This window comes from Paracoccus methylovorus (assembly GCF_016919705.1).
GTDB classification, from domain to species: domain Bacteria; phylum Pseudomonadota; class Alphaproteobacteria; order Rhodobacterales; family Rhodobacteraceae; genus Paracoccus; species Paracoccus methylovorus.
This window is the reverse complement of sequence record NZ_CP070368.1, coordinates 1019506-1036233: the sequence shown is the minus strand read 5'-3', so window position 1 is coordinate 1036233 and position 16728 is coordinate 1019506. Positions and strand designations below refer to the sequence as shown.

Below are 16728 nucleotides of genomic sequence, written 5' to 3'. Positions count from 1 at the left end.
TTCCCCGCGCTCGGGCACAGCCTATATGTCCGACACCTTCGACGGGGCAACTCGTCGGGGTATCGGGCAATGGCCGTTCGAAAAGAACGGCGAAACGGCCGTCATGGCAGGGACGGCGAAAGGGGTATTCACATGGCCTTTGGCGGGTTGTTTTCCACCGACATCGCGATCGATCTGGGGACCGCGAATACGCTGATCTACGTCAAGGGCAAGGGCATCATCCTGAATGAGCCTTCGGTCGTTGCCTATCACGTCAAGGACGGCAAGAAACAGGTCCTGGCCGTGGGCGAGGACGCCAAGCTGATGCTGGGCCGCACCCCCGGTTCGATCGAAGCCATCCGGCCCATGCGCGAAGGCGTCATCGCCGACTTCGACAGCGCCGAGGAAATGATCAAGCATTTCATCAAGAAGGTGTTCCGGCGCACGAGCTTTTCCAAGCCCAAGGTCATCGTCTGCGTTCCCCATGGTGCCACCCCGGTCGAGAAACGCGCCATCCGCCAGTCGGTCCTTTCCGCCGGTGCACGCCGCGCCGGGCTGATTGCCGAGCCCATCGCCGCCGCGATTGGTGCCGGCATGCCCATCACCGAACCTACCGGCAGCATGGTCGTGGACATCGGTGGCGGCACGACCGAGGTCGCCGTTCTGTCCTTGGGCGATGTGGTCTATGCCCGTTCGGTCCGCATTGGCGGCGACCGGATGGACGATGCTCTGATCAACTATCTGCGCCGCAATCATAACCTGCTTATCGGTGATTCCACGGCCGAGCGCATCAAGACCCAGATCGGCACCGCCCGCATGCCCGACGACGGGCGCGGAGCCGCGATCATGGTGCGCGGTCGCGACCTGTTGAACGGTATCCCGAAAGAGATGGAAATCACCCAGGCCATGGTCGCCGAAGCCCTGTCCGAGCCGGTTCAGCAGATCTGCGAATCGGTGATGGTGGCGCTGGAGGCAACGCCCCCCGACCTTGCCGCCGATATCGTCGATCGCGGCGTCATGCTGACCGGTGGCGGCGCGATGCTGGGCGAACTGGATCTGGCGCTGCGCGAGCAGACCGGCCTGATGATCAGCCTTGCCGATCAGCCGATGAGTTGCGTGGCGCTTGGCACCGGCAAGGCGCTTGAATTCGAAAAGCAGCTGCGCCACGTGATCGACTACGACAGTTAAGCGGGTTCGGCCCATGGCGCGCAAGGGCCCTGATTACGCGGCTCCGGTCCGTCGCATTCTGGTTTCGCTGCTGGTGCTGGTGTTGCTGGCGGTATTCCTGTTCTGGCAGATCGACAGTCCCAGAGCCGAACGGATGCGTGCGGCCTTTATCGACCGCTTCGTGCCCAGTTTCGAATGGGTGATGGCGCCTGTGACCCGGGTCTCGCGGATGGTCGCGGGCTTTCAGTCCTATGCCCGACTTTACGAGCAGAACCAGGAACTGCGGCGCGAGTTGCAAAAGATGTCGGCCTGGAAAGAGGCCGCGGTGCAACTGGAACAGGAAAACGCCAAGCTTCTTGCGCAAAACAGCGTGCGTATCGACCCGGCGCTGACCTCGGTCTCGGGTGTGGTGCTGACCGACAGCGGCACCGCTTTCAGGCAGTCGGTGCTGCTGAATGTCGGCGCGCGGGACGGGATCGTCGACGGCTGGGCGACCATGGACGGGCTGGGGCTGGTCGGGCGCATCTCTGGCGTGGGGCAATCGACAAGCCGGGTGATGCTGCTGACAGATCCCTCCAGCCGCATCCCGGTGACCATTCTGCCTTCGGGTCAGCATGCGTTGCTGACAGGCGACAACACCGCCCTGCCCGCGCTGGATTTCATCGAAAGCCCCGAAAACCTGCGGCCCGGCGACCGGGTGGTCAGTTCGGGCGATGGCGGAGTGTTCCCGCCGGGCCTGCCGGTCGGACAGGTGGCGCAAGCCAGCGACGGCCGGCTGCGGGTGCGGCTGGCTGCCGATTACGGCCGGCTGGAGTTTCTGCGGGTGCTGCGCAGCCATCCGGCCGAGCAACTGGCCGATACCGGCATGCTGATCCCGCCGCCGCGGCAGGACTTTATCGGCCCGCCCATGCCACCGCTTGCCGATCTGCAAGCCGCGACCGCCGAGGCCGATTCCGAGGCCGCGGATGATTGAGCCCGCGCGCCGCCAGCGGACCCTTGGGCAGGCACTGTTCGTGCTGCTGTTTCTGGCGATCCTGTTCTGGCGTCTCGTGCCGCTGGCACCGGGCCGCATCGGCTGGCCGGGGCCGGACCTGGCCTTGTGTCTGGTGCTGGTCTGGGTGCTGCGCCGCCCCGAGCAGGTTCCGGTCCTGACCATTGCGCTTCTGTTTCTGATCGAGGACATCCTGCTCATGCGGCCGCTGGGTCTGGGCGCTGCTCTGGCTGTGATCGGAACCGAGGCCGCAAGAAAGCGCGAGCAGCGTTGGCGCGAACTGCCTTTCATGATTGAATGGTTGCGCGTGGGTATGCTCATCGCGCTGATGATGGTGGCGAACAGGATGCTGCTGGCGGTCTTTTTCCTGCCCTTGCCGCCGCTTGGGCAGGTCATCTTGCAATTTATCGCCACGCTGGCCGCCTATCCGCTGGTCGCGGGTCTTGCCGGCTGGGCATTGGGCCTGCCGCGTCACCGCGCCGAACTAGACACGAGGCACCGCTGAGCCATGCGCAAGTCCGAACGCGAAGTCGTCGAAAGCAACCGTCTCATCACCCGACGGGTGCTGATGCTGGGGGTTATTCAGGCCGCGGTGGTCTCGGCGCTGGGGCTGAAGCTTCGCTCGATGCAGGTCGAGCATGCAGACGAATACCGCATGCTGTCGGACGGCAACTCGATCAAGATCCGGCTGCTGCCACCGGCGCGGGGGCTGATTCTGGACCGGCACGGCACAATCATTGCCGGCAACGAGCAGAACTATCGCGTCACGCTGACCCGCGAGGAAGCCGGCGATGTCTCGGCCGTCATCGCGCGGTTGCGCCATATCATCCCGATGACCGACCGGCAGGCCGCTGATATCCTTGAAGAAATCCATAAGCGTAGTGCCATTACGCCGGTCCTTGTCGCCGACAGGTTAAGCTGGCCGGCCTTTTCCTCGATCGCGTTGAATGCACCTGCCCTGCCCGGCGTGACGCCCGAGGCTGGTTTGTCGCGCAGCTATCCTCGCGGCGGCGATTTCGCCCATGTGCTGGGCTATGTCGGCCCGGTGTCCGATTACGACCTGTCCAAGATCGAGAACCCCGATCCCGTCCTGCGCCTGCCCGAATTCCAACTGGGGAAGGTCGGGATGGAGACCAAGCTGGAAGAGGCGCTGCGCGGCAAGGCCGGTTCGCGCCGGGTCGAGGTAAACAGCGCCGGCCGCGAGATGCGCGAGCTGTCGCGGCAAGAGGGGCAGCAGGGCGCCACCGTGCAAACCACGCTGGACGCCGGGCTGCAGAATTTCGCGACCCAGCGACTTGGCATCGAAAGCGCCGCTGCGGTGGTGATGGACGTGGTCAATGGCGATATTCTGGCCATCTCGTCCTCGCCGGTGTTCGATCCCAACAAATTCGTGCGCGGCATTTCCGGGCCGGATTATCGCGCGCTGATGGAACACGACCACCGCCCGCTGGCCGACAAGACCGTGCAAGGCGTCTATCCGCCTGGTTCGACCTTCAAGATGGTGACGCTGCTGGCGGGGCTTGAATCGGGGGTCATCAACTCGGGTTCCAGCTTTTACTGCCCGGGCTACACGACGGTCGCCGGTCGCCGCTTTCATTGCTGGAGCCGGGGTGGCCATGGCATGGTCGATGCCCTGCACAGCCTGGAACATTCCTGCGACGTCTATTATTACGAACTGGCGCAGCGGGTCGGCATCGACCGCATCGCCGCCATGGCGCGCCAACTTGGGATTGGCGTGCGCCACGACCTGCCCATGTCCGCCATCGCCGAAGGCATCGCGCCTGACCGCGCATGGAAGCGGGCGCGCTATGACCAGGAATGGCAGGTAGGCGATTCGCTTAACGCTTCTATCGGTCAGGGCTATGTGCTGGCCTCGCCCCTGCAACTTGCGGTGATGACCGCGCGGGTGGCGACGGGGCGCGCGGTCTCGCCGCGTCTGGTGCGCGCCATCGATGGGCAGGCCGAGCAGGTGCCGGAATGGCCTGCGCTGGACATCCATCCGCTGCATCTGCGCACGGCAAGGGGTGGCATGGACGCGGTGATGAACTCTCCGCGGGGCACCGCACGGCGCTCGCGCATTGTTGCGCCGGAATGGCAGATGGCGGGCAAGACCGGCACCAGTCAGGTGCGCAACATCACCGCCGCCGAACGTGCCCGCGGCGTGATTTCGAACGACCAGTTGCCGTGGAACCGGCGCGACCATGCTTTGTTCGTCTGCTTCGCCCCCTATAACGCGCCCCGCTATGCGGTTTCGGTGGTGGTCGAACATGGCGGCGGCGGTGGCGCCGTGGCCGCGCCCATCGCCCGCGATATCCTGCTTTATGCGCTGGCGGACGGGCTGCCGCCGCTGTCCGCCTATCCCGAGGGCGAGCGCGCAAAGGTGCGCGAGATCTGGTCGGGCATGAAGCTGACCCCCTCGACCCGCAAGGGCGAGGGCCGTGCAAGGGCCTGACGCATGAGCTATCTGGACTATCATGTCGCACAGGTTCCGACGGGCTGGCGCAAGATCCTGCATCTGAACTGGCCGCTGGTCTTTCTGGTTACCGCCGTAAGCTGCATCGGTTTTCTGATGCTGTATTCCGTCTCGGGCGGCGATCTGGACCGATGGGCCGGCCCGCAGATGGAGCGTTTCGCGGCCGGCATGGTGCTGATGTTTGCGCTGGCCTTCGTGCCGATCTGGTTCTGGCGATCGATCTCGGTCGCCTCATACGTGATCTGCGTCGGCCTGCTGGTGCTGGTCGAGGTGATGGGCCATGTCGGCATGGGCGCGCAGCGCTGGCTGGTTCTGGGGCCGATCCGCATCCAGCCCTCCGAGCTGACCAAGGTGGCATTCGTGCTGACGCTGGCGGCCTATTACGACTGGCTGCCGGTCGACAAGGTCTCTCGCCCCCTTTGGGTGTTGATCCCCGTCATCCTGATCCTGCTGCCGACGGGGCTGGTGCTGATGCAGCCCGACCTTGGCACCTCGATCATGCTGATAGCGGGCGGCGGGATCGTCATGTTCGCGGCGGGCGTCAGCCTGTGGTATTTCGCCGCCGTCATCGCCATCGTCGTTGCCGGCGTCACGACCGTGCTGGAAAGCCGGGGCACCGACTGGCAATTGCTGCACGACTATCAATTCCGCCGCATCGACACCTTCCTCGACCCCGGCTCGGACCCGCTGGGCGCGGGCTACAATATCGCCCAGGCGCAGATCGCGCTGGGTTCGGGGGGCTGGTCGGGGCGCGGCTTCATGCAGGGCACACAATCGCGACTGAACTTCCTGCCTGAAAAGCACACCGATTTCATCTTCACCTCGCTGGCCGAGGAGTTCGGCTTTGTTGGCGCCTTCAGCCTGCTGATGCTTTACGTGTTGATCCTGGGGTTCTGTCTGTATTCGGCGCTGACCAACCGCGACCGTTTCGCCAGCCTTGTCACCATCGGCATCGCGGGGACGTTCTTTCTTTACTTTTCCATCAATATGGCAACGGTGATGGGCATGCTGCCCGCCAAGGGCTCGCCCCTGCCGCTGGTAAGTTACGGAGGAACCTCGCTGATGATCCTGCTGATGGCCTTTGGCATCGTGCAATCGGCGCATGTCCATCGTCCCCGTGGCTGACGGATCGCACGCATGAAGGTTCTTTTCGCCGCCCCTGCGCGCAAATGGGACCTCTGGTCCCCGGCCCTGCGCGACGCCTGCCCCGAGATGGAACTGTGCCGCGAAGGCAGGCCCGACAGCTTTGACGCGCTGATCTACGCGCCCGGCTACCCCGAGGACGGCAGCACGCTGGACTTTTCGGCCTTCACCCGTGCGCGGGTGGTGCAAAGCCTGTGGGCGGGGGTCGAGCGTATCGTAACCAACCCCACCTTGACCCAGCCGCTGTGCCGAATGGTCGATCCGGGGCTGACGCAGGGCATGGTGGAATATTGCACCGGCTGGGCGCTGCGGGCGCATCTGGGAATGGACGGCTATGCGCAGGACGGCATCTGGCGCAACCATCTGACACCGCCGCTGGCCTCGCAACGGCGGATAACGGTGCTGGGCATGGGTGAGCTGGGCCGGGCCGTGGCCGCAGCACTGTCGGGCCTTGGCTTTCGCGTCACCGGCTGGTCGCAGTCGGGACGTCCGGTGCAGGGGATCGAGGTTCTGGCAGGTCCCGCCCTGCCCCAAGCCCTGAGCCGCGCCGAAATCCTTATCTGCCTGCTGCCCGATACCGCCCAGACCCGGAACCTGTTGGATGCCGAAAGGCTGGCGCTTTTGCCGCCCGGCGCCACGATCATCAATGCCGGGCGCGGCACGCTGATAGACGAAACGGCCCTGCTGAAGGCGCTGGACCTTGGCCGGCCGGGGCATGCGGTGCTGGACGTGTTTCGCAGCGAGCCGCTTGCGCCCGACCATCCTTTCTGGGCGCATGCGCGCGTCACCGTGACGCCGCATGTCGCCGCTGATACGCGCCCGGCCAGCGCCGCACCAGTGGTGGCCGAAAACCTGCGCCGCGCGATGCGGGGTGAGCCGCTTTTGCACTTGGTGGACCGGATACACGGCTATTGACGCACCGGTTTGTCGGGCGGCACGCTGCATGTTATCTGGCATAAGCACCGGCGATCCTGACGTTTTGCGCAGCTTGCGCAGGCAAGGCGCCCGGCGGATAACGGGAATTGATGTTAGCGGCCCGGTGCCGATGGAGCGATTTTCATGACGATCACCCCTGTTTTGCTTGCCGGAGGGTCGGGCACCCGGCTCTGGCCCGTCTCGCGCAAGAGTTTTCCCAAGCAATTCGCGCCGCTGGTCGGCGAGGAAAGCCTGTTTCAGGCCTCCGCGCGTCGCCTTTCGGGGGCGCGCTATGGTGCGCCGCTGGTGATGACCAATGCCGATTTCCGCTTTATCGTTGCCGAACAACTGGACCAGATCGGCATCGCTCCGGCAGCCATCATGATCGAGCCGGCCGGCCGCAACACCGCCCCGGCAATTCTGGCCGCCGCACTCGCCGCCGCCGAAAAAGACCCCGAGGCGGTATTGCTGGTCGCCCCCTCGGATCACGTGGTGCCCGATGCCGAGGCTTTCGGCCGTGCCGTCGAACTGGGTCTGCCCGCCGCAGAGGCCGGTCGCATCGTCACCTTCGGCATCACCCCAACCCGCCCCGAAACCGGCTATGGCTATATGGAGGCCGAAGGAAATGGCGCCGGCCCCTTGGTGTTGAAGCGGTTTGTCGAAAAGCCCGATGCCGAGAATGCGGCGCGGATGATCGCGCAGGGCAATTTCCTGTGGAACGCCGGCATTTTCCTGTTCGCCGCGCGCACGATGATCGAGGCCTTTCGCACCCATGCGCCCGAATACCTGGAACCGGTGCAGGCCGCACTGACCGAGGCGCATACCGATCTGGGTTTCCTTCGTCTGGCACCCGAACCATGGGACCGGCTGCCCGATCTTTCTGTCGATTACGCTGTACTGGAAAAAGCCGATAATCTTTCGGTCGTGCGTTTTTCCGGTCATTGGTCCGACCTTGGCGGCTGGGATGCGGTTTGGCGCGAGACGCAGGACACCGAGCCCGCCGAACGCGGCGCCGTGACCGACAACCGCTCGACCGCCATCGACTGCGACAACGTCCTGCTGCGTTCGCAGGACGAAGGGATCGAGGTCGTGGGCATCGGGCTGAAGGACGTGATGGTCGTGGCCACCGACGACGCGGTGCTGGTCGCCGGCATGGATCGTGCGCAAGAGGTGCGCATGGCGGTCTCGGCGCTCAAGGCCAAGGGTGCGCGTCAGGCGGAACATTTCCTGCGCGATCACCGCCCCTGGGGCTGGTTCGAGACCCTGGCGCTGGCAGACCGGTTTCAGGTCAAGCGTATCGTCGTCAACCCGGGCGGGGCGCTGTCGTTGCAATCGCATTTCCACCGCTCGGAACATTGGATCGTGGTTTCCGGCACCGCGCGGGTGACGGTGGACGACACGGTGACGCTGCTTACCGAAAACCAGTCGATCTATGTGCCGCTGGGCGCGGTCCACCGGCTTGAAAACCCTGGCAAGGTCCCGATGGTCCTGATCGAGGTGCAGACCGGCGCCTATCTGGGCGAAGATGACATCATCCGTTACGAAGATGTTTATTCACGCGACTGACACCGCTCGCGGCATCGTGCAGGGCAGCGGCTTGCGGGCATGATGCCGGCCGTCTAACCATGGCCGGCGATGAAACCGATATCGCTGATTCCGGCCACCTTACCGGCCATGATGCTGGCTCTTGCCGCGCTTTCCGCGCAGGCCGAAGAGTTGACCGTGCAACTGCGGGGCCCGGCGCTGGCAGAATCCGCTGGTTTTCTGGTCGCCGAGGCGCACGGCTATTACGCCGATGAGGGGCTGACCGTCCATCTGCGCCCCGCCGATAATACCCCGCCTTTCGAGGCATTGGCGCGGGGCGAGGCCGATCTGGCAGTGGCATGGATGCCCACCGCGCTGGTTGCGCGGGAAAACGGCTTGCCGGTGGTCAATATCGCGCAGTTATTCGACCGCCCGGCGCTGCGGTTGACATGCCTGCGCGAAGCAGGCGTGACGGGGGCCGCCGACTTGCGTGGCAAGTCCATCGCCAACTGGTTCAACGGTCAGGAATACCCGCTGCTGGCATGGTTGAACCGGCTGGGGCTGGTGGCCGACGACAGCCTGTCCGGCGTGGCCTTGCTTGCGCAATGGCCGCCGGGGGCCGAGATGTTGCGTCACAAACAGGCCGTCTGCATCAGCACGCTCAGCTATGATCCGGTCGCGGGCGAGGGGCTGGTCGAACTCGATCCGCACAGCCAGGGCGCATCGGTGCTGGAGGATGGGCTTTACGCCCTGTCCGGGCAACTGTCCGATCCGGCAGCCGAAGACCGGCTGGCGCGGTTCCTGCGCGCCAGTATGAAAGGCTGGCGCGATGCGACGGCCGACCCCGAGACCAGCGCCCGGCTGATCCTTGGCCCCGACCCGGACCCCGATGCCTTGCAGCGGCAGGCCGGGATGCTGCGCCGCATCGACGGGCTTTTGTCTGTCACCGGCGCTTTGGACGAGGGCGAATATCGCCGCACGGTCGAGAACCTGCGTGCCGGGGGCCCGAACGCCGTGCTTCGCCGCGAACCCCGGGGCGCCTTTACCACCGCGATCAGCGATCGCGCCGCACCGGCCGCATCCGCCGCCACGACCGGGCCGGACCCTACGCCGCTGCGCTGATGCACCCTCCCCCTTGCCGACCTTGTCGGGTGCAGGCAAGAGAGGGCGCATGAGCGATACATCTTCCCAACGTCACAGCCCGATTGAGGATGCGCAGGGTCTGGCCTACGGCAGCTTCATGGCCGCGGTCAGCGTGCTGCTGCTGACGCATCTGGGCTTCGTCACCGGCCAGACGGCGGGGCTGGCGATCCTGATTTCCTATAGCACGGGCTGGGGCTTCGCGCCGGTCTTCTTCGTGGTGAACCTGCCGTTCTATTGGCTGGGCTACCGGCGCTTTGGGCTGGGTTTCATGCTGAAATCCTTTACCGCAGTGGCAACCATGTCGGTGCTGGTCGCCATCCTGCCGCCGACATTGCAGTTTGGCCATGTCCATCCGGCAGTGGGCGCGTTGCTGGTCGGTTTTCTGACCGGCTCGGCCTTGCTGGCGCTGTTTCGCCATGGTGCCTCGCTGGGCGGCGTCGGCATCGTGGCGCTGTATTTGCAGGACGCCACGGGATTTCGTGCCGGCTGGACACAGTTGATTTTCGATGCCTGCATCTTTGCCTGCGCGCTGTTGCTGCGGGACTGGCAGACCGTCGGCTGGTCCTTTCTGGGCGCCTTGGTGCTGAATCTGGTGATCGCCATCAATCACCGCCGCGACCGCTATGTCGTATAGAGCGGCATAGGGGCGACTGTTAGGCCGTCACCCCCAGCGCCCGTTTCACGTTGGCGGTCCAGCCTAGCAGGCGCTTATCGCCTTCGACGATGGCGGGACGTTTCATCAGTGAAGGCTTGGAGGACAGCATCTGCAAGGGTGTGCCGGCGCGTTCGTCCTCGGACATGCCGCGCCAGGTCAGGCTGGCCCGGTTCACCAGCTTTTCGCCGAATTCGGCAATCATGCGCTGCCATTCGTCCTGATCCAGCGGTGCCTTGGCCACGTCGCGAAAATCGACCTTCCAGCCGACAGCCTCCAGTTCAGCCTGCGCCTTTTGGCAGGTCGAGCAATGGCCAAGACCATACATATCAAGCCGGCCCGCCATTACCGAACACCTCTTGCAAGGCCGCACATGGGGAAAAGGGAATATTTCACGTTTCTCTCCTTCTTCAGGTTCGGGCTTCGGGTTCGGGTATCTACAAGGGCGGCGGCTAATGGCCGCCGTCATGCAACCGCGCCCGGATGCGCCGCATGCCCAGCCAGACAGACAGCACGGCGATGGGGGTCAGCGCGGCGACCAGCACCGCCTTGTCGATGTGAAGCGCCTGCGCCAGAGGATAAAGCGCATAACCCAACAGGCCCACCGCGTAATAGCTGATGGCCACCACCGACAGCCCCTCGACCGTATGTTGCAGCCGCAGTTGCAGGTCGGCGCGCCGGTCCATGCGCTGCATCAACTCCTGATTCTGGGCGCTGCGCTGCACATCGACGCGGGTGCGCAGCAACTCGCCCGCCCGCTCGCTCCGGTCCAGCATGGCGGCCAGCCGGTTCTCGGCCGATTTCGCGGTACGCATGGCCGGCAGATAGCGCCGTGCCATGAACTCGGTCAGCATCTGTCCGCCCATGAAACGCGACTCGCGCAGCGAGGCGACGCGGTCCATGACGATCGCCTCGTAGGCGGCATTGGCACCAAAGCGGAAGGCATGCTGCGTCGCCGCGCTTTCCAACCGCGTCGAGACGGAAAGCAGGTCTTGCAGCACGGCATCGGCCGGGCGGCTTTCATCGCTCATGCCCTGCACGATGTCGCTAAGCTGCGGGTCCAGCGCATTGAGCTGCTGGGTCAGGTCGCGCGCGCGGCCAAGGCCCAGCATGGACATGGCGCGATAGGTTTCCAGATCCAGCAGCCGTTGCACGATGCGCCCGATCCGGCCGGCCTGGGTGCCAGGCCTGACGAACAGCGCAAAGCGCATCCAGCCGGCCGGATCGATGCGGAAATCGCCGGCGACCACCGCGGCTTCTTCCAGCACCCAGACCGAGGCAAGGCTGTCAGCCGCGAACCACTCGGTCAGGCGCGGCAGGATATCGCCGGGATTATCGGGCAGGATATCTATCTGGATCATCACCGCGGCAACGCGTTTGCCGGGCGCGTGATGCTGCCAGTCCTGCGGAAAGACCGCCGCGGCAGAAGGGTCGAAGGGGCGCGGCGGCAGCCCCGGTGCAAAGGCGGCATAGGTCACGAATTCGGTATGGCTTTCCCAGCGCAACTGGTGACGGCCCAACTGGGCGGTGTAATGGCCGGCGCTGGTGTCGGGGCGGGGCGCGCCGTGCCGGGCGCAAAGCTCGGCCAGATGCGCGACATCCCTGCCCCGGTCCCGGTTGGCGGCGTCGCGCGGCTCCTTGATCGCCAGATAGACGGCGGTGCAGGGCGCGGAAAGCCGAGGCGAGGGCCGGGCATGCAACTCATTCACCAAGGCATAGCGCTGGGGGTGTTCGTCTTCATCGTTCATGCGCGCATGATGAGCGGCAGGACGTTTTCCCGCAACAGGAAAACCCTGCGATTCCGCGGCTCTGGCAAATCTGCCACGCGATCGGCAGCGCATCAGGATTTCGTGAAGCACTGCTGCATTGCCCGGCAGGCCCCGTGCGGGCAAAATAGCGCAAAATACCGGATCGAGGGGCGGACACCAATGACGGGCTGGCTGGGACGTATCGTGGCGCTTGCGCTTTTGCTGGGGCTTGCCGCTTGCGGGCCCAGCAAGTTCAAAACCTATTCCGGCCCGCCGGTCACCCAGATCGTGGTGAACAAGGGCGCGCGGCAAATGCTGCTGCTGAACGGCAATACGCTGCTGAAAGCCTATCGTATCGGGTTGGGCAACGAACCCATCGGCCACAAGCAGTTCGAAGGCGATGGCAAGACACCCGAGGGGCTATACTATATCGACCGCCGCAACCCCGACAGCCGCTATCACTTGTCCATCGGTATCTCCTACCCCAACCCGCAGGACGCGGCGCTGGCGGCGGCGCTGGGACAAAGCGCGGGCAGCGATATCTTTATCCACGGGCAAGGCCCCGAAGGTCGTGCACTTTCACAGTCGCGTCGCGACTGGACAGTGGGATGCATCGCCGTCACCGACGCCGAGGTCGAGGATATCTATGCCATGGTCCGCGACGGGACGCCGATCCTGATCACGCCATAGGGGATCTCTGCTATAGGGTGAGCGGCTGCTCGGGCACACGCGTTTAACTTGTATGGCAGTCCTGTTTAAAAGGGCAGGTGTCCATCTATGGTGTTAGCGGCTAACAATGCGCCAAAATGTCAATCGCAAGTCCCCACCACATGTACCTGCCCCCCATTATTCACGACGCCCTCATCGATACCGCCGAGACCGACGGTTATGTCCCCGGAATCATTGAAAGCGTCCTGCGTTTCAGCCCGCAATCACGCTGGCGCGCGGGGGTGATCGTCGCCAGTTCGGCCCAGCAGTCGCGGGCTATCGCCACCCGCTGCGCATTGCTGATTCCGCGCAAGGGCAAGCGCACCCGCAAGCTTGCGGTGCATCCGTCGCTGCCGGCCGATGTCGTCAAGTCGATGCTGGACGCAACTTAATCGGGCGAAATCGGTGGGGTGCACGGATCGCCCATGAAAAAGGCGGGCACAAGGCCCGCCTTTCGTCGTTTCATGGCTGACGCCCGATCACTCGATCATCGGCAGCAGTTGGTCGATGGATTTCTTGGCGTCGCCGTAGAACATCCGGGTGTTTTCTTTATAGAACAGCGGGTTCTCGATGCCGGAATAACCCGTGCCCTGGCCGCGTTTCGACACGAAGACCTGTTTCGCCTTCCAGACCTCCAGCACCGGCATGCCGGCGATCGGGCTGTTGGGATCTTCTTGCGCTGCGGGGTTCACGATGTCGTTCGAGCCGATGACGATAGCCACGTCGGTCGAGGGGAAGTCCTCGTTGATCTCGTCCATTTCCAGCACGATGTCATAGGGGACCTTGGCCTCGGCCAAGAGCACGTTCATGTGCCCCGGCAGACGCCCGGCGACCGGGTGGATGGCAAAGCGCACTTTCTTGCCCTTGGCGCGCAGCTTGCGGGTCAGTTCGGAAACCGATTGCTGGGCCTGTGCCACCGCCATGCCATAGCCGGGAACGATGATGATCTCATCCGCCTCGTTCAGCGCCGCAGCCACGCTGTCGGCGTCGATGGCGATCTGCTCGCCCTCAATCTCCATGGCCGGGCCGGTCTCGCCGCCAAAGCCGCCAAGGATGACGCTGACGAAGTTGCGGTTCATCGCCTTGCACATGATATAGCTCAGGATCGCACCCGATGAGCCGACCAGCGCGCCGACCACGATCAGCAGATCGTTGCCCAGCGTAAAGCCGATGGCCGCCGCCGCCCAACCGGAATAGCTGTTCAGCATCGAGACCACGACCGGCATATCCGCCCCGCCGATACCCATGATCAGGTGATAGCCGATGAAAAACGCCAGCAGCGTGATCAGCACCAGCCACAACACCGGCGCGCCGGCGGTGCAGTAAAGGATCACTGCCAAAACCGACAGCGCGGCCGCGCCTGCGTTCAGCAGGTGACCGCCCGGCAGTTTCTTGGGCTTGCCGTCGATTTTACCCGCCAGCTTACCGAACGCCACGATCGAGCCGGTAAAGGTCACCGCACCGATAAAGATGCCAAGCGCCACCTCGACCTTGAGCATGGCGATCTCGGCCGGGGTCTTGTGCGCCAGCACGGCGGCAAAGCCGTGGAACTCGGCCGCTGCGTCGGCGGCACGGGCGCGCAGCACGCGGCCCAGCTCCAACTGGGCGTTGAAGCCGATCAGCACTGCGGCAAGACCGACAAGGCTGTGCATGGCAGCGACCAGTTGCGGCATCTCGGTCATCTGCACGCGCATGGCAACGACCCAGCCGATGGCGCCGCCGATGGCCAGCATGATCAGCGTCAGGCCCCAATTGCCATAGCCCGGCCCGATCAGCGTCGCGACCACGGCCAGCGCCATGGCGACGATGCCGTACCAGACCGCGCGCTTGGCGCTTTCCTGTCCCGAAAGCCCGCCGAGCGACAGGATGAACAGGACTGCGGCGACCACATAGGCAGCGGTGGTGAATCCGTATTCCATCATCCCCTCCTTACGACTTCTGGAACATGGCGAGCATCCGGCGCGTGACCAGGAAGCCGCCAAAGATATTGACGCCAGCCATCAGCACCGACAGCGCCGCCAAGAGCACCACCAGCCAGCCACCCGAGCCGATCTGCAAGAGCGCACCGACGATGATGATCGAGGAAATGGCGTTGGTGATCGCCATAAGCGGCGTGTGCAGCGAATGGCTGACGTTCCAGATCACCTGGAAGCCGACAAAGACCGACAGCACGAAGACGATGAAATGCGACAGGAAGCTGGCGGGCGCGAACATGCCGACCAGCAGCATCAGCACCGCGCCGACGCCCAGCAGGGTCACCTGCGAACGCGTCTGGGCACGGAACTCGGCGATTTCCTTTTCGCGTCGCGCTTCCGGGGTCAGTTCCTTGACCTTTTCACGCGGTTTGGCGGCGGCGATGGCCGCGACCTTGGGCGGCGGCGGTGGCCACGTCACGTCGCCGTCAAAGGCGACGGTGGCGCCGCGGATGACGTCGTCCTCCATGTTCTGCACGATCACGCCGTCCTTGCCGGGCGTCAGATCGGCCAGCATGTGGCGGACGTTGTTGCCGTAAAGCTCGGACGCCTGCGCGCCCATGCGCGAGGGAAAGTCGGTATAGCCGATGACGACCACGCCGTTCTCGGTGACGATACGCTCGTCCGGGACGGTCAGGTCGCAGTTGCCGCCGCGTTCGGCCGCAAGGTCGACGATGACCGAGCCGTTCTTCATCGCCGCGACCATGTCGGCGGTCCAAAGCTTGGGCGCGTCACGGCCGGGGATCAGCGCCGTGGTGATGACGATATCCATCTGCGGCGCAAGTTCGCGGAACTTCTCAAGCTGCTTTTCGCGGAACTCGGGGCTTGAGGGGGCAGCATAGCCGCCCGTCGCCGCGCCGTCCTGCGTCTGTTCGGCAAAGTCGAGATAGACGAACTCGGCGCCCATTGATTCGATCTGCTCGGCCACCTCGGGGCGCACGTCGAAGGCATAGACCTGCGCGCCAAGGCTGGTCGCCGCACCGATGGCGGCAAGACCGGCGACGCCCGCGCCCACCACCAGCACCTTGGCCGGAGGCACCTTGCCCGCCGCCGTCACCTGCCCGGTGAAGAAGCGGCCGAAATTGTTCGCCGCCTCGATCACCGCGCGGTAGCCGGCGATATTGGCCATCGAGCTGAGCGCGTCCATCTTTTGCGCGCGAGAGATGCGGGGCACCATGTCCATCGCGATGGCGGTGACGCCCTGTTCGCGCGCCAGCTCCAGCAGGTCCGGGTTCTGCGCCGGCCAGAAATGCGAGATCAGCGTCTGGCTGCGGCGCATCGCCCGGATCTCGGCGGCACTGGGTGTGCGGACCTTGACCACGACATCGACATCGTTGATCAGCGCGGCGGCATTCGGCTCGACCGTTACCCCGGCGGCCTGATAGGCAGCGTCGGAAAAGCCCGCACGCACGCCGGCGCCCGATTCCACATAAACCTCATGGCCCAATTTTTGCAGATGGGCCGCAGAGGACGGAGTCACCGCAACCCGCGCCTCCCCCTCGTAACTCTCTTTCAAAGCGCCGATCTTCACGGGCCGTCTCCCCTGTTAGCGACTTTCAGCGTCCCCCATAGCAGAGCGCAACAATCTTTCACAAGAGAGTGAGAAGCGGCATTTTCCCGGAACGTTACCTGACGTCAGAATCGTAATCGCTTACCAGCAGGTGCAACGGCGGCGCATTTTCGCTGATCCGGGCAAAGCGTCCGATGGGCGCGGCAAAGATATTGTCGGTCAAATCATCGTTCACCGTCGAGACCTCGCCGATCAGCACCGACCCGCCCTCGGCCCAGAATTCATGCCAGTCGCCGGGCCGCAGCGTGACGGATTCGCCCGGTGCCAACCGCAACACGCCCCCCGGCGCAACCTCGCGCGTGATTCCGTCGCAATCGACCCGGCAAGGCGCGGTGCGGTCCATACGCCCCTTGGCATCCGATCCGCAAAGCCGGATGGCCAGCGTGGCGCCCCAGCGATTGATGATATCTTCGGTCTTGATGACATGGGTATGCATCGGGCTGATCTGGTTTTCTTGCGATATCAGCAGCTTTTCCGCATAGACCATGCCCCTGCCCGCCTGCAGGTCGGCAAGCCGGCCGTTACGCAGCGTGAACAGGAACAGTCCCAGCCTGTCGAAATCGCCTTGGCCGTAATCGGTAATGTCCCAGCCCAGCCGTCCATCGCGAATCGCGGGGGTGGCAAGGCTGCGGAACTCCTCCGGGCTCCAGTGGGCAAAGGGCGGCAGGTGAAAGCCCGCCTTGCCGATCATCTCGGCCGCCTCGGTCATGATGCGATTGATGCGCGAGCGTTCCACGATGCC

16 protein-coding genes are annotated in these 16728 nt (G+C 64.5%); 11 read left to right on the top strand and 5 right to left on the bottom strand.

Translation table 11 applies throughout. From position 1 onward, the window contains the following. Positions 1 to 132 precede the first annotated feature (132 nt). From JWJ88_RS05165 to JWJ88_RS05125, 9 genes are all read left to right on the top strand, one after another. Positions 133 to 1167 carry a rod shape-determining protein gene (locus tag JWJ88_RS05165; RefSeq protein WP_313351206.1) on the top strand — a complete coding sequence of 345 codons (1035 nt, stop codon included), beginning with the start codon at positions 133 to 135 and terminating at the stop codon, positions 1165 to 1167. 13 nt (positions 1168 to 1180) lie between these two features. Further along, positions 1181 to 2119 (top strand): rod shape-determining protein MreC, encoded by a 939-nt coding sequence (gene mreC, locus JWJ88_RS05160; RefSeq protein ID WP_205295028.1) that lies wholly within the window; start codon positions 1181 to 1183, stop codon positions 2117 to 2119. Continuing rightward, positions 2112 to 2642: a rod shape-determining protein MreD gene (locus tag JWJ88_RS05155; protein WP_205295027.1), complete on the top strand. Its 531-nt coding sequence runs from the start codon at positions 2112 to 2114 to the stop codon at positions 2640 to 2642. Before mreC ends, JWJ88_RS05155 begins: the two co-directional genes overlap by 8 nt. A gap of 3 nt (positions 2643 to 2645) precedes the next feature. Continuing rightward, on the top strand, positions 2646 to 4589 hold the full coding sequence (mrdA, locus tag JWJ88_RS05150) for a penicillin-binding protein 2 (protein ID WP_205295026.1): 1944 nt from the start codon (positions 2646 to 2648) through the stop codon (positions 4587 to 4589). 3 nt (positions 4590 to 4592) lie between these two features. Continuing rightward, positions 4593 to 5735: a rod shape-determining protein RodA gene (gene rodA / locus JWJ88_RS05145; protein WP_205295025.1), complete on the top strand. Its 1143-nt coding sequence runs from the start codon at positions 4593 to 4595 to the stop codon at positions 5733 to 5735. A gap of 12 nt (positions 5736 to 5747) precedes the next feature. Beyond that, entirely contained in the window at positions 5748 to 6668 is a 921-nt protein-coding gene (locus JWJ88_RS05140) for a 2-hydroxyacid dehydrogenase (protein WP_205295024.1), read from the top strand. A gap of 144 nt (positions 6669 to 6812) precedes the next feature. Further along, positions 6813 to 8234: a mannose-1-phosphate guanylyltransferase/mannose-6-phosphate isomerase gene (locus JWJ88_RS05135; protein WP_205295023.1), complete on the top strand. Its 1422-nt coding sequence runs from the start codon at positions 6813 to 6815 to the stop codon at positions 8232 to 8234. Positions 8235 to 8303: 69 nt separating this feature from the next. Then, positions 8304 to 9314 carry an ABC transporter substrate-binding protein gene (locus JWJ88_RS05130; RefSeq protein WP_205295022.1) on the top strand — a complete coding sequence of 337 codons (1011 nt, stop codon included), beginning with the start codon at positions 8304 to 8306 and terminating at the stop codon, positions 9312 to 9314. A gap of 49 nt (positions 9315 to 9363) precedes the next feature. Next, on the top strand, positions 9364 to 9969 hold the full coding sequence (locus tag JWJ88_RS05125) for a YitT family protein (RefSeq protein WP_205295021.1): 606 nt from the start codon (positions 9364 to 9366) through the stop codon (positions 9967 to 9969). 19 nt (positions 9970 to 9988) lie between these two features. Here the strand turns inward: JWJ88_RS05125 and JWJ88_RS05120 are convergent, their stop codons facing one another. Both JWJ88_RS05120 and JWJ88_RS05115 read right to left on the bottom strand, forming a co-directional pair. Next, positions 9989 to 10333, bottom strand: a complete 345-nt coding sequence (locus JWJ88_RS05120; RefSeq protein ID WP_240200204.1) for an arsenate reductase family protein — start codon at positions 10331 to 10333, stop codon at positions 9989 to 9991. 106 nt (positions 10334 to 10439) lie between these two features. Next, a complete protein-coding gene (locus JWJ88_RS05115) occupies positions 10440 to 11735 on the bottom strand; it encodes a DUF3422 family protein (protein WP_205295020.1) in 1296 nt (431 codons plus the stop codon). Between the two features lie 180 nt (positions 11736 to 11915). Between JWJ88_RS05115 and JWJ88_RS05110 the strand changes: the two genes are divergently transcribed. Together JWJ88_RS05110 and JWJ88_RS05105 are read left to right on the top strand one after the other, a co-directional pair. Then, a complete protein-coding gene (locus tag JWJ88_RS05110; protein WP_205295019.1) occupies positions 11916 to 12425 on the top strand; it encodes a L,D-transpeptidase family protein in 510 nt (169 codons plus the stop codon). Between the two features lie 116 nt (positions 12426 to 12541). After that, positions 12542 to 12835, top strand: a complete 294-nt coding sequence (locus JWJ88_RS05105) for a hypothetical protein (RefSeq protein ID WP_240200203.1) — start codon at positions 12542 to 12544, stop codon at positions 12833 to 12835. Between the two features lie 87 nt (positions 12836 to 12922). On the opposite strand, the gene JWJ88_RS05100 is transcribed toward JWJ88_RS05105, so the two are convergent. The 3 genes from JWJ88_RS05100 to JWJ88_RS05090 all read right to left on the bottom strand — a co-directional run bounded on the left by JWJ88_RS05100 (position 12923) and on the right by JWJ88_RS05090 (position 16722). Further along, a complete protein-coding gene (locus JWJ88_RS05100; RefSeq protein ID WP_205295018.1) occupies positions 12923 to 14362 on the bottom strand; it encodes an NAD(P)(+) transhydrogenase (Re/Si-specific) subunit beta in 1440 nt (479 codons plus the stop codon). 10 nt (positions 14363 to 14372) lie between these two features. Next, a complete protein-coding gene (locus JWJ88_RS05095; protein WP_205295017.1) occupies positions 14373 to 15947 on the bottom strand; it encodes a Re/Si-specific NAD(P)(+) transhydrogenase subunit alpha in 1575 nt (524 codons plus the stop codon). A gap of 94 nt (positions 15948 to 16041) precedes the next feature. After that, positions 16042 to 16722 carry a D-lyxose/D-mannose family sugar isomerase gene (locus JWJ88_RS05090; RefSeq protein ID WP_205295016.1) on the bottom strand — a complete coding sequence of 227 codons (681 nt, stop codon included), beginning with the start codon at positions 16720 to 16722 and terminating at the stop codon, positions 16042 to 16044. Positions 16723 to 16728: the final 6 nt, after the last annotated feature.

What these genes read in the sequence shown, in the direction of transcription:
- JWJ88_RS05165 (WP_313351206.1), top strand. Translation starts at nt 133, where the DNA reads ATGGCCTTTGGCGGGTTGTTTTCCACCGACATCGCGATCGATCTGGGG.
- mreC (WP_205295028.1), top strand. Translation starts at nt 1,181, where the DNA reads ATGGCGCGCAAGGGCCCTGATTACGCGGCTCCGGTCCGTCGCATTCTG.
- JWJ88_RS05155 (WP_205295027.1), top strand. Translation starts at nt 2,112, where the DNA reads ATGATTGAGCCCGCGCGCCGCCAGCGGACCCTTGGGCAGGCACTGTTC.
- mrdA (WP_205295026.1), top strand. Translation starts at nt 2,646, where the DNA reads ATGCGCAAGTCCGAACGCGAAGTCGTCGAAAGCAACCGTCTCATCACC.
- rodA (WP_205295025.1), top strand. Translation starts at nt 4,593, where the DNA reads ATGAGCTATCTGGACTATCATGTCGCACAGGTTCCGACGGGCTGGCGC.
- JWJ88_RS05140 (WP_205295024.1), top strand. Translation starts at nt 5,748, where the DNA reads ATGAAGGTTCTTTTCGCCGCCCCTGCGCGCAAATGGGACCTCTGGTCC.
- JWJ88_RS05135 (WP_205295023.1), top strand. Translation starts at nt 6,813, where the DNA reads ATGACGATCACCCCTGTTTTGCTTGCCGGAGGGTCGGGCACCCGGCTC.
- JWJ88_RS05130 (WP_205295022.1), top strand. Translation starts at nt 8,304, where the DNA reads ATGAAACCGATATCGCTGATTCCGGCCACCTTACCGGCCATGATGCTG.
- JWJ88_RS05125 (WP_205295021.1), top strand. Translation starts at nt 9,364, where the DNA reads ATGAGCGATACATCTTCCCAACGTCACAGCCCGATTGAGGATGCGCAG.
- JWJ88_RS05120 (WP_240200204.1), bottom strand. Translation starts at nt 10,333, where the DNA reads ATGGCGGGCCGGCTTGATATGTATGGTCTTGGCCATTGCTCGACCTGC.
- JWJ88_RS05115 (WP_205295020.1), bottom strand. Translation starts at nt 11,735, where the DNA reads ATGAACGATGAAGACGAACACCCCCAGCGCTATGCCTTGGTGAATGAG.
- JWJ88_RS05110 (WP_205295019.1), top strand. Translation starts at nt 11,916, where the DNA reads ATGACGGGCTGGCTGGGACGTATCGTGGCGCTTGCGCTTTTGCTGGGG.
- JWJ88_RS05105 (WP_240200203.1), top strand. Translation starts at nt 12,542, where the DNA reads ATGTCAATCGCAAGTCCCCACCACATGTACCTGCCCCCCATTATTCAC.
- JWJ88_RS05100 (WP_205295018.1), bottom strand. Translation starts at nt 14,362, where the DNA reads ATGGAATACGGATTCACCACCGCTGCCTATGTGGTCGCCGCAGTCCTG.